Origin of the sequence: Ensifer adhaerens, from assembly GCF_002940685.1 — a bacterium.
Classification (GTDB): domain Bacteria; phylum Pseudomonadota; class Alphaproteobacteria; order Rhizobiales; family Rhizobiaceae; genus Ensifer; species Ensifer adhaerens_E.
In genome coordinates this window covers 191,003-202,222 of record NZ_PNFP01000003.1, presented here as the reverse complement: position 1 = coordinate 202,222, position 11,220 = coordinate 191,003, and the positions used below count along the sequence as shown (strand labels likewise).

The window sequence follows — 11,220 nt, the reverse complement described above, 5'->3', positions numbered from 1 at the left end:
TGTACCTCGTTTGAATCGGAAACCGCCGTGTCTGAGTATCCTGTAACTGCGTCTCCAGAGCGTGCCTCACCTGCCATCGTCAGGGGCGCGAAGCGCATCGCCCGGTGGGCTGCGAGAGCCGCCGCAACCGCGGCCATAGCAGCGTCCACGATCACCTTCAGCAGCACCGCGTCTTCGGCAGAAGTCCGGTCGCTGAAGCTGTTCTTTACGCACACCGGCGAACGCGCGACGATCACCTACAAGCGCGACGGCAAATACGACCAGAAGGGGCTCACGCAGATCAACCGTTTCCTGCGCGACTGGCGCCGGAACGAACCGGCCCGCATGGACCCGCGCCTTCTCGACCTCGTCTGGGAGGTCTATCAGCGCGCCGGTGCGAAGGACTATATCAACGTCGTCTCGGCCTACCGTTCGCCGGCCACCAACAGCATGCTGCGTGGTCGCTCGCGCAGCACCGGGGTCGCCAAGAACAGCCAGCATATGCTCGGAAAGGCGATGGACTTCTATATTCCCGGCGTGAAGCTCACCCGACTGCGGGAGATCGCCATGCAGATGCAGGTCGGCGGGGTGGGCTATTACCCCACGTCTGGATCTCCCTTCGTGCATCTCGACGTCGGAAACGTGCGGGCGTGGCCGCGCATGTCGCGCCAGGAGCTCGCCCGCATCTTCCCGAAGGGGCAGACGCTCCACCTTCCGGCCAGCGGCGGGGCTTTGCCGGGGTATGACCAGGCGATGGCCGACTACAAGCGACGGGTCAAGGCGACCTCGATCGTGGCTGCAAACAGCGCCGGCACGGCCAAACTCAAGAATGATGAATCCTCCGGCAACACGCTGCTGACCGCGATGCTTCCGACGCGCAAGAGCCGTGGAGAAGAAGCCCTCGAGCTACAGACCATGAGGAAGGCGGCAGCCGAAAAGCCGCCGTTCTTCGATCTTGCGGCGATCACCGTGCCGCTGCCGACGCTCCGCGCCACGGCCAATGCCGCGCCCGCCGCGGCTGCCGTCACAACCGAGCGCACTCTCCCCACAAATGTCTCGGCGTTCATTCCCTCCTCGTCGTTCAAGGTCGCGCTTGGCGTGGGCATGATGCGGCCACCGGCTGCGCATGAAACCAGCCTCACCGGACCGACGCCCACGAAAACCGAATGGACTGTTGGCGACGCCGCGCTCTTCAAGTGGGCGCTGGCGCCGGCCAAGGATCTCGAACGGTTGGCCCTTACGGCAAACCTTGAGCTTACGGTGGCAAGCGCCGACGATGGGCCGCGCGTTCAAAAAGGCGTTCCCCCGGTCGGCAAGGAAAAGAAGACCTTCGACACACAACGCTTCTGATCCGACTGAATGCGGGGAGATGACCTGTGGCGGGGCGACCCAAGTCGGACCCGCATCGACCGGCCCGCGTGCAGCCGACGCCCGCTTCATCGACATGCGTCAGCGAAGGTCGCCTGCCTGTTCGAGAACATGGCGCGCGCGTTCGATGATTGGCGCGTCGACCATGGTGCCGTTCAGCACAAAGGCGCCCCGCCCCACCGCTTCAGCCGCCTGTGCGGCGTCGAGCACGGTCCTTGCCCAGGCCATCTGCTCTGCGCTCGGGGCGTAAGACGCGTTCAGCACCGGAACCACGGACGGGTGGACGCAGCTCGCGCCGTCGAACCCATGGGCCTTCGCCTCACGCGCGGCTGCCTCCAGCACATCCAGCCGCCGGTAGTCCGCAACCGTTGGAAGCATGCCGAAGGACAGCTTGCCTTCCGCCTTGGCGGCAAGATGGACCATCAGCTTCGGAAGCCGCAGCACGTCCGGCAGCGGTTCCGCGCCCATGCTGGTCGCAATGTCTTCACCGCCGGCGGCAAGGCCGATCACCCGTTCGACGCGGGCAATCGCGCGGGCATCGAGAATGGCGCCGGCATCCTCGATAAGCGCCACGAAGGCGAGCGGCGGCCGACCAATCTCTTGCTCGATCGGTGCGAGTTGCGATGCAATCTCGTTCAGCTCCTGCGGCGACCGGGTTTTTGCGACGTAGAGACCAAAGGCGCCGGCACGGCAGGCGGCCTCGGCATCTGCCATGCGCAACGCCGGCGCCGCGTTGATGCGGACGAAAACGGTCGCGCCACCGCGTCCCGCCTGCGCCACGGCGTGCTTCAGCCCGTCCCGTGCGGCCTGCTTCTGGTCCGGAGCAACGGAATCTTCCAGGTCGAGAATGATCGCGTCCGCGCCGCGTTCGTGCGCCTTGGCAATGAACCGCTCGGACGAGGCTGGAACGTAGAGAAGGGAGCGAAGCCTCATCCGGCCTCTCCCTGCAGGATCGTTTCGATCGCGTTGCCATCCAATCCCGCTTCGGCCAGAACCTCGGCCGTGTGTTCCCCAAGCGTTGGTGCCGGCCGCCGCCAGACACCGGGCGTTTCTGAGAGACGCGGCACGATGTTGTGCATCGGCAGGCTGCCGAACTCGGCATCCTCGACATCAACGATGATCTCGCGCTCGACGAAATGCGGGTCAGACGCCGCATCTGCGATGTTATAGATCGGCCCGACAGTTGCGCCAGCATCGCGCATGATTTGCAGCGCCTCATCGTGATCGTGCCGGGCAAACCAACCGCCAACGGCCTCGTCGACGAGTTCGCGGTTCCTGACGCGCTCCGAATTGGTGGCGAAGCGTGGGTCGTTGTTCATGTCGGCGCGGCCGATGATCTCGAAAATCCGCCTTGCCACCTGTGGCGTCGATCCGGACAGCGCCACATATTTGCCGTCGCGGCAGCGATAGACATTGCGCGGTGCAGCCGTGTTGGAGGCGCTGCCGACGCGTTCCTTGATCTTGCCGGTCGTCTGGTAGATCGCCGCTTCCGGCCCGAGCACGGAAAACATCGGTTCGAGCAGCGAGAGGTCGATCACCTGCCCCTTTGCATGGCCGCGATCGCGCGCAAGCAGCGCCGTGACGGTGGCCGAGCTGCCATAGACGCCGGCAATCATGTCGGCAAGCGCCAGCGGCGGCAGCACCGGCTCGCGGTCGGGAAAGCCGGTTCGGTAGGCAAATCCGCTCATGCCTTCGACGATCGTGCCGAAGCCGGGGAACTGCGCATAGGGGCCGGTCTGGCCGAAACCCGAAATGCGCACGATGATGAGGTTGGGGTTGCGGGCGTGCAGCGCTTCCGGCGAAAGCCCCATGCGCTCCAGCGTTCCCGGCCGAAAATTCTCGATGAAGACGTCGGCCGTTTCGATCAGCGCCCAAAGCGCTGCCATCGCCGGCTCATGCCTGAGGTTCAGGACGACGGAGCGCTTGTTGCGGCTATAGGTCTTCCAGTAGAGCGAGTGGCCGTCATCCTTCCAGTCGCGCAGCGGATCGCCGGCCGGCGGCTCGATCTTGATGACGTCGGCGCCGGCGTCGGCAAGCTGCAACGACAGCATGTTACCGGCGACGAGGCGCGAGAGATCAAGCACGCGCGTGCCGGCAAGCGGCCCCCTGGCGGCCGGATCGAAATGCCGCTTGGCGTAACCGCTCATCGAATGCGCTCCCCGGTTTGCCTGTCGAAGAGCAGAACCTTGTCGGCATCGATCGTCAGCCTCACGTCCTGCCCGGCCGATAGCAGCTTGCCGCCATGGACGACGACCGAGATATCCTCCCCACCCATATCGACCACGATTTCCTGGTCCTCGCCGGTCGGCTCGACAAGGCTGATACGGCCCGGCGCGCCGGTTGTTCCAAGCGTGATGTGTTGCGGGCGGATGCCGCAGACGATCCGCGTTCCCGGCTGCACCCGTCTGCCTAGCGGCAGGGATACGCCGCCGCGCGTCAACGCCGTCTCGCCCTCGGCGACCGCCTCGATGAGGTTGATCTCCGGCGAACCGATGAAGCCTGCAACGAAGAGGTTGGCGGGATCGTTGTAGAGGTCGAGCGGCGCACCCGCCTGTTCTATCCTGCCGCCGTTCATCACCACGATCTTGTCGGCCATGGTCATGGCCTCGGTCTGATCGTGCGTGACATAGACCATCGTCCGGCGCAGCCGCTGGTGCAGCTTCTTGATTTCGCCGCGCATCTTCACGCGCAGCTTGGCGTCGAGGTTCGACAGCGGCTCGTCGAACAGGAAGGCGCGCGGGTCGCGCACAATGGCGCGGCCCATGGCGACACGCTGGCGTTGGCCGCCGGAAAGCTCACGCGGCAAGCGGTCGAGCAGCTTTTCGAGACCGAGGATTTCGGCCGCCTCTGCCACGCGCTTCTGGATCTCCGCCTTCGGCGCCCCGGCAAGCTTCAGTGCGAAGCTCATGTTTTCCGACACCTTCATGTGCGGATAAAGCGCATAGGACTGGAAGACCATGGCGATATCGCGCTCCTTCGCCGGCATGGCGTTGACGACCTTGCCGCCGATGGTGATCTCTCCGGCAGAAATATCCTCCAGCCCGGCGATCATGCGCAGCAGCGTGGACTTGCCGCAGCCCGAGGGGCCGACGAGCACGACGAATTCGCCATCGCCCATTTCCAGCGAGATGTCGTTGAGCACGGCGACACTGCCATAACTCTTGCCGACGCTTCTGAGCTCTATCTCGGACATGTTTCCTCCCGTCCTTTCTGCCTCGCGCCGTTAGCGCTCGGCGACCTCGAGCCGGCCGATCGACATGCGTCCGGCACGAGCCATGCGCAGCCCGGCCATGCCGTATTTGAGCGTCGCATCGTCCGCCTGCAGCACACGTTCGCCATCGACGGAGAGCGTCAGCTTGCCGCCTTCGACCGTAAGGTCGAGTGCGTAGCTCCGGCCGTACTCGATGCTGAACGGCTTGTGGGCAAGCACCCTCGTGCCGTGGTTTTCCAGAAGGATCACGGCCTCGCCGTTCTCGAAGCCGGCCGCATAGAAGCGGCTCGTGCCTTGCGCCCGTGCCACCACCAGATGCGAGGCGCCGGAGAGCGGCTGAAGCTCGGCGGTGACGCTGACATCACGCAGATAGGCGTTGCCCGTCCAGGCGTCCGCGTCGGTTGCCGTGTGGGCATGGATGCGCCCCTGCTGTAGGCTCCAGTGGCCACGGTTCCAGGTGAAGCGGGTAATGCCGCCCCATTCGTGCGCTTCCTTTGCCGGGTCGATGACGGCGCGGCCCTTGCCGGACACGGAGAAGTCCGCCAGGAACAAGCGACCGAGGAACTTCAGGCGACCGAAATATTCGACGAGGATGCCGATCTCGTCTACCGCCTCGCCATTGCCGTCGGGGATGGTAAACGTATAGTCCTGCCAGCCGCTTGCCGAAGGCACGTGCCACGCGCCTGCTTCCTGGATGGTACCGCTCATGGCGCGACGGACGTAAGGTGCAACGCGCAGGTTGCCGTCACCGTTCCAGGGGTCGAGCCAGAGCTTGAATTTCACCGTCTGGCCGTCATCGGCAAGCGGCGTGAACATTGGGCGATAACGCTCGTCGTCAAAGTCTGAGCGGCGATAGAAGGGCTTCCAGAAAATCCTCCCGCCCTGCCCGCGCTCCAGCCGGTCGAGCAGGATTTCCAGCGATCCCCTGGCATTCTCCGTATGGCGTTCCGCCGATGCCTTGACGGCGATCTGGTTGAACGGCTCGGTGCGGAAGCCATGGGTGGCGCCGGGCGCGTCGAAATCGAAGCGCACGCCGCGGCGCTCGAAATCCTCGACCCAGAGCGCCGGCACTTCCCGCTCCTGCAGACGGAGCGCGAGCACGGTCAGCTCGCGGGCAAAGGACGGGATGTCGACGACGTTGATCGAACCGGTCACACCCGACGCGACGACAAAGTCGTTGATCGGCTTGCGATACTTGTCCCAGCCCGGCTCCACTTTTTGCAGCGTGCCGACGATCGCGCCGGCATTGCCGGCATTGCAGTCCGTATCCCAGCCGGCCATGGTGGCGATCTCGACCGTGCGCGGCAGATCACCCTGGCCATAGATCAGGCTCATGAGGAGGACGCCGGCGTTCGGGATCATGTGGCAGACGCCGGGATAGCGGTCGTAGCCCCATTCCGCCGTCAGCATGTCGCGGCAGGCGCGCCAGTCGCTCCGGTTGCTGTCGTGGAAACGAAGGACCGCGCGGGAAACCTTGGCATAGAGGGAATCGGCCGAAATCGTCGCGAGGCCCGCCTCGATCACCTCTTCGATGTTCTTCGCGACAAAGGCCTCAGCGATCGCCGCGGCGCAGAACCGTGCGCCGTTCAGCCCCTCGCCGTCATGGGCGACGCTTGCCGCGCGTGCCGATGCTTCAGCCGCCTTCTTCGGGTCGGCCGGATGCACCCAGCCCCAGCTGTCGATGAAGATCTGGCCGCCGATCTGCTCGGCAACCGTCGCGCCGTTCTGGGCGATCGAGCCGGACTGCGGCGCCGGGATGCCGGCGCGCAGGTTCTGGTAGGCGGTGTGTTCGGTCGAGTTGCCGAAGCCGCCCCACCAGTACATGCCATGCTCCTCGGCCGCGTAGTTCAACCAGGTCTTGCCGACCTCCTCGGCGGTCGCGCCGGGGCCGTAATCGCGCAGCGCCCGGATGAAGTAGACCGGACCGTTGGTGTCGTCGTCCGCCGCGAAATTCTTGAAATCGCGTAGATACTCCGTCACCTCGCCATAGGTGTCCCGGATGCGTTCATAGCTCCAGATCGTCGGCTCGACGGGTGCGCCCAAGCGCACGCCGATCGCCTTGCCGGTGAAGCCGGAATAGATACGCTCGAAGATTTCTGTGGTGCTGAGCATCGGATACTTTCAAAAACTTAGAGACTGGAAAGGGTGAGTTCGGGAGCTGAAAAGAGCCCCGCGCGCGCCTGCGCCCGCGCCATTTCGCGTTTGCGGTCGGCCGCCTGGATTGCGTTCACCGTTTCGGTGAAGGCATCGGCGGAGCGGAAGAGATCGAGCCTGTTGACGCGGTCGAGCTGGGAGGCCATCGACCGGTCGATGATGCTTTCGCCCTGCATGGCGCCGAGGATCGCGCCGGCCATGACGCCGATCGAATCCGTGTCGCGTCCGGAATTGATGCCGTCGACGATGGTCTTGTAGAAATCGCCGTCATTGACGACGGCAAAGCCGAGCGCCAGCGGCAGTTCCTCGATCGCGTGCAGGCGCGACGGCTGGTAGGCGTCGGTCGCAAGACCGGCCTTTTGCGGCGTGTGCTGCACATCGTCGCCCATCGGCGAATAGCGCGCGATGATCCGGTGGAACTCGGTGACAACCGTCGCGTGATCGGCACCCTTCAGTGTGCGTGCAGCCTTCACGATGTCGGCGATTGCGTCGCGTGTTCCATCCTTGGCGACAGCGAGCACTTCCTCGATGACGGTATCGAGTGTGGTTCCCGGCACGAAAGCGGCGGCAACGGCCGCGGCAAGCACGCCGGCGGCCTCCAGGCCGAAGCTCTGCTGGTGGCCGGACGCAAAGGCGATCGCCTCGTCATAGGCCGCCTTCGGATCGCAGGCATTGGCGACGCCGATCGGCGCGATATACATCGCCGCTCCGCAGTTCACCATGTTGCCGACGCCGCCCTGGCGGGGGTCGCAGCCGGAGAGCTGGTGGCGCTGGAAGATCCACTTCTCCGGATAGAACAGCCGCTCGATCAGCATCGTCTCGCGCTGCAGTTCCGGTACCCAGCGCGGTGTCCAGGCGATTTCCCGCACCATGCCCGACGCCATGTCCCAGGCATCGAGATGGCGCTTGACGTCGTCGTAGATCGACATCACGCAAAGGGTCATCAGTGTGTCGTCGGTGACGATGCCGCCGCCTCGGACACGGCCGTTGCGGGCCGCGTCGCTCTGTTTCATGCGGTGCCACTCGGTGTCGAGCGACGTCACCCGGCCATAGCGCTCGCGGATTTGCGCGGCGGAGAGTTTTTCGACCGGCGCCCCGATGGCGTCGCCGTAAGCGACGCCAAAGAGAAGCGCCCGAACCCGTCCCCGAAGGGAGAGCCCAGCAGCATCATTTGTCATTGAGAACCGTCCTTGCATATTCGGTCATTTTCTCGCCGCCGGCAGCGTTCCATTCGGAAACGAACTGGTCCCATTGGTCCATCTTGGCTTCGCCGGAGACGAACTTGTAGACCCAGGCCCGGTAGACGTTTTCGGTGGCATCGATGTCGGTTGCGTATTCGGCAGGCCAGACGAACGCATTGTCCGGCTTGAAATCGGCCGAGATCGTCTTCAGCGATTGCTGTGCCGCCTCGCTCAGCCACTGCACCGGCGGCTGCCAGTTGGCGGCGACCAGGAAGCGGGCATACCAGGTGGCGAGCTTGTCGGTCGGTTTGATCGTCTCGCCGTCCTTGGTGTACTGCTCGCCCTCGAAGCCGAGGCGTTCGATCGCCTGGCCCTCGGGGCTGGCGATGAAGTCGAGCAGCTTGACCACTTCCTCCTTGTGTTCCGAGGTCGTCGCGATCGCGAGACCGCGCGCTTCCTTGGAAACGTCGAGCGCCATCAGACCCTGGCCGGCCGGCCCCTTCGGCGGCGACAGCAGGCTCAGCGTCACATCCGGGTGGGCCTGGCGCATCTTGCCGCCATAGATGTCGATGACCTCTGTGGAGGAACCGAAGATCACGCCGGCACGGCCGGAATAGAACTTGTCCTCCTTCACGTCCCACTTGGTGGTGATGAATTCCGGATCATAAAGGCCCTGCTCGCGCAGCGATGCGTAGAAGGCGATCTTCGCCTTTTCCGCAGCCGAGACGCGGGCATGGATCCACTCGCCGGCATCGTTCTTCAGCCAGGTTCCGGTCACGCCGAAGGCCTGGTTGAAAATGGCGTCCAGTTCCTGGGTATTGTCGGCGGTCGTCACGCCGTAGCTGTCGGCCTTGCCGTTGCCGTCCAGGTCACCGTCCTTGATCGCCTTGAAGAGGGCGACGTAGTCGTCCGTCGTCTTCGGCGCGGCCACGCCCGATTTCTCCAGCCAATCCGCGCGGATGACCGGCTGCGGCATGCGCGGCGGATAGACATAGAGCAGGTAGGGATAGTTCTTCAGCCGCTCGACATTGTGCGGAAAGAGCGCTTCCTTGAGATAGGTCGTCTTCGGCAGCCAGGTGTTCCAGTCCTCCAGGACGCCCTGTTCGGCCATCTTGGCGTCGCCGCCCTGGAAATAGATGAGATCGGGGATGTCACCCGAGAGCAGCATGGCGCTGAGCTTGTCGGCATAGCCAGAGGACGGCAGATCGACGACCTGGATATGGATGTCGGTGCCCTTGGCCTTCAGCGCCTCCTCGTAGGCCTTCATCAGCTTCACGTCGTCCGGATTGCTCGTCGTGAGGTCCTTCGAGACGACGCGGATCGTCACCGGATCGGCGAAGGCCGGCATGGCGACGCTCGCCATCAGGGCGGCGGCGGTCGTGACGCCAAGGATCAGTTTTCCAAGCATGTTTGTTCCTCCCAATATGCTTTGGCTTTTATGGTTCGGTTCAACATCGTCAGCCCTTCAGCGCACCGCTCATGGTGCCCTTGGTGAAGAACTTCAGGATGAGTGGATAGATCGCGAGGATCGGCGCGATGGTGAGCAGGATCATGCCGGCCTTCAGCGCGCGAATGTTGATCTGGCTGGCACCGGTGTAGTTGTTGCTGTCGACCACGCCGACCATGGCGAGCTTGTCGCCCTCGACCACGAACTGGCGCAGCACCACCTGCAGCGGCCATTTCGACTGGTCGTTGAGGTAGATCATCGCGCGGAAAAACTCGTTCCAGTGGAAGACGAAGTAGAAGAGCGCGATGGTGGCGAGCGCCGATTTGGCAAGCGGCAGTGCCACGTACCAGAAGATCTGGAAGGGATTGGCGCCGTCGAGTTCCGAGGCCTCGATCAGTTCCTTCGGCACTTCCTCGAAGAAGCGCACCAGGATGATCAGGTACCAGGCGTTGACGACCTTGAAGAGGATCAGCGACCAGTAGCTGTCGAGGAGGCCGAGGCGCTTGTTGATGAAATAATCCGGGATGATGCCGGGCTCGAAGACGATCGTGACCAGCACGAAGACGAAGATGGCGCGCCGACCCGGCAGTCCGGGGCGCGATAGCGCCCAGGCCATCAGCGCCGTGAGCACCACGCCGAGGACTGTGCTGACCAGCGTGATGAAGATCGAGTTCAGGAGGCCGCGCTGGACGGCCGGGTTGTTGATCAGCAGGTTCCAGACCTCTGTCGAAAACCCGTTGGGGACGACCGTCAGGCCGCTCATGCCGGCAACCTTGCCCGGATCCGAAAAGGAGATGGCGAGCAGGTTGAGCAGCGGCTGGACCGTCAGCACGACGAGGAACATCAGCGTCGAGACGATGATCGCATATTCGAGCCGCTCGAGCGGCGTTCTGCGGACGTTGTGGGCGGCCATCACCATACCCCCTTGCCGGTAAGACGTTTGGACAGAAGGTGGGCGGCGACGATCATCAGCATGCCGAGCACCGCTTTGAAGAGGCCGGCGGCCGTTGCCAGCGAATACTCGCCGGTCTGCAGGCCGATGCGGTAGACATAGGTGTCGATGATATCGATCTTGCTGCGCACCACGTCGTTGGAGAAGTTGATCACCTGGTTGAGATCGGCGTTCAGGAACATGCCGGCGTTGAGGATGAACAGCGTCGCGATCGTCGGCACGATGCCGGGAATGGTGACGTAGCGGATCTTCTGCCAGCGGTTGGCGCCATCGATTTCGGCCGCATCATAGAGTTCCTGGTCGATGGCGATGATGGCGGCGAGATAGAGCAGGCTGTCCCAGCCGGCCGAGCGCCAGATCTCGGAGAAGACCAGCACCCAGCGGATCGAGCCGGTGTCGGTCATGAAGGAGACGGGCTGCAGTCCGAAGAAGCCGATGATGTCGTTGACCGCGCCGTCGCTCGGCGAAAGCACCGCGATGAACACGCCGGCGATGACCACCCAGGACAGGAAATGCGGCAGGTAGATCGCCGACTGGATGAATTTCCGGAAGGCGCCGCCCCGGATCTCGTTGAGCAGGAGCGCAACGATGATCGGGACCGGGAAGACGAAGACGATCTTCATCGTCGAGATGATCAGCGTGTTGACCAGCACCTGCCAGAAGATCGGCGAGGAGAACAGCGTCTGGAAATGCTTGATCCCGACCCAGATGTTCGGCGGGATGATGCGCAGCTGTTCAAAGGCGATCTTGGCTTCCCAGATCGGAAAATAGTGAAAGATCACGAAGAAGATCAGGCCGGGCGCCATCATCAGGTAATAGGGCCACCATTGGCGCATGCCTTTGGCGACGCTCCGCCGCTGAATTGTGGGAACGTTCCCATCTTGTGGCATGGCTGCGTCCGCCACGAGTTCGTTGCTTACCGTCACTG

Annotated in this window: 9 protein-coding genes; 1 reads left to right on the top strand and 8 read right to left on the bottom strand. The window is 63.8% G+C overall.

All coding sequences use genetic code 11. The features are described from left to right. Positions 1–27: 27 nt before the first annotated feature. Entirely contained in the window at positions 28–1,329 is a 1,302-nt protein-coding gene (locus tag C1A35_RS07010; RefSeq protein ID WP_104663630.1) for a DUF882 domain-containing protein, read from the top strand. A 99-nt stretch (positions 1,330–1,428) separates the two neighbouring features. On the opposite strand, the gene C1A35_RS07005 is transcribed toward C1A35_RS07010, so the two are convergent. From C1A35_RS07005 to C1A35_RS06970, 8 genes are read right to left on the bottom strand one after another with little or no spacing between them, the layout of a single operon-like run. Further along, entirely contained in the window at positions 1,429–2,280 is an 852-nt protein-coding gene (locus tag C1A35_RS07005; protein WP_104663629.1) for an HpcH/HpaI aldolase/citrate lyase family protein, read from the bottom strand. Beyond that, positions 2,277–3,494 (bottom strand): CaiB/BaiF CoA transferase family protein, encoded by a 1,218-nt coding sequence (locus tag C1A35_RS07000; protein ID WP_104663628.1) that lies wholly within the window; start codon positions 3,492–3,494, stop codon positions 2,277–2,279. Before C1A35_RS07000 ends, C1A35_RS07005 begins: the two co-directional genes overlap by 4 nt. Then, a complete protein-coding gene (locus C1A35_RS06995) occupies positions 3,491–4,540 on the bottom strand; it encodes an ABC transporter ATP-binding protein (protein WP_104663627.1) in 1,050 nt (349 codons plus the stop codon). The genes C1A35_RS07000 and C1A35_RS06995 overlap by 4 nt, the downstream gene beginning before the upstream one ends. A gap of 30 nt (positions 4,541–4,570) precedes the next feature. Continuing rightward, positions 4,571–6,670, bottom strand: a complete 2,100-nt coding sequence (locus C1A35_RS06990; RefSeq protein ID WP_104663626.1) for an ADP-ribosylglycohydrolase family protein — start codon at positions 6,668–6,670, stop codon at positions 4,571–4,573. Between the two features lie 17 nt (positions 6,671–6,687). Next, the gene (locus C1A35_RS06985; protein ID WP_104663625.1) at positions 6,688–7,890 is read right to left on the bottom strand and encodes an ADP-ribosylglycohydrolase family protein; all 1,203 of its coding nucleotides are present in this window, start codon (positions 7,888–7,890) and stop codon (positions 6,688–6,690) included. Further along, on the bottom strand, positions 7,880–9,301 hold the full coding sequence (locus tag C1A35_RS06980) for an extracellular solute-binding protein (protein WP_104663624.1): 1,422 nt from the start codon (positions 9,299–9,301) through the stop codon (positions 7,880–7,882). The genes C1A35_RS06985 and C1A35_RS06980 overlap by 11 nt, the downstream gene beginning before the upstream one ends. A 49-nt stretch (positions 9,302–9,350) precedes the next feature. Next, a complete protein-coding gene (locus C1A35_RS06975; RefSeq protein ID WP_104663925.1) occupies positions 9,351–10,253 on the bottom strand; it encodes a carbohydrate ABC transporter permease in 903 nt (300 codons plus the stop codon). Further along, positions 10,253–11,218, bottom strand: a complete 966-nt coding sequence (locus C1A35_RS06970) for an ABC transporter permease (protein ID WP_234822814.1) — start codon at positions 11,216–11,218, stop codon at positions 10,253–10,255. Before C1A35_RS06970 ends, C1A35_RS06975 begins: the two co-directional genes overlap by 1 nt. Positions 11,219–11,220: the final 2 nt, after the last annotated feature.

Bases quoted from the DNA above. Each gene is read 5' to 3' on its own strand.
- C1A35_RS07005 (WP_104663629.1), bottom strand. From the start codon at position 2,280: ATGAGGCTTCGCTCCCTTCTCTACGTTCCAGCCTCGTCCGAGCGGTTC.
- C1A35_RS07000 (WP_104663628.1), bottom strand. From the start codon at position 3,494: ATGAGCGGTTACGCCAAGCGGCATTTCGATCCGGCCGCCAGGGGGCCG.
- C1A35_RS06995 (WP_104663627.1), bottom strand. From the start codon at position 4,540: ATGTCCGAGATAGAGCTCAGAAGCGTCGGCAAGAGTTATGGCAGTGTC.
- C1A35_RS06990 (WP_104663626.1), bottom strand. From the start codon at position 6,670: ATGCTCAGCACCACAGAAATCTTCGAGCGTATCTATTCCGGCTTCACC.
- C1A35_RS06985 (WP_104663625.1), bottom strand. From the start codon at position 7,890: ATGACAAATGATGCTGCTGGGCTCTCCCTTCGGGGACGGGTTCGGGCG.
- C1A35_RS06980 (WP_104663624.1), bottom strand. From the start codon at position 9,301: ATGCTTGGAAAACTGATCCTTGGCGTCACGACCGCCGCCGCCCTGATG.
- C1A35_RS06975 (WP_104663925.1), bottom strand. From the start codon at position 10,253: ATGGCCGCCCACAACGTCCGCAGAACGCCGCTCGAGCGGCTCGAATAT.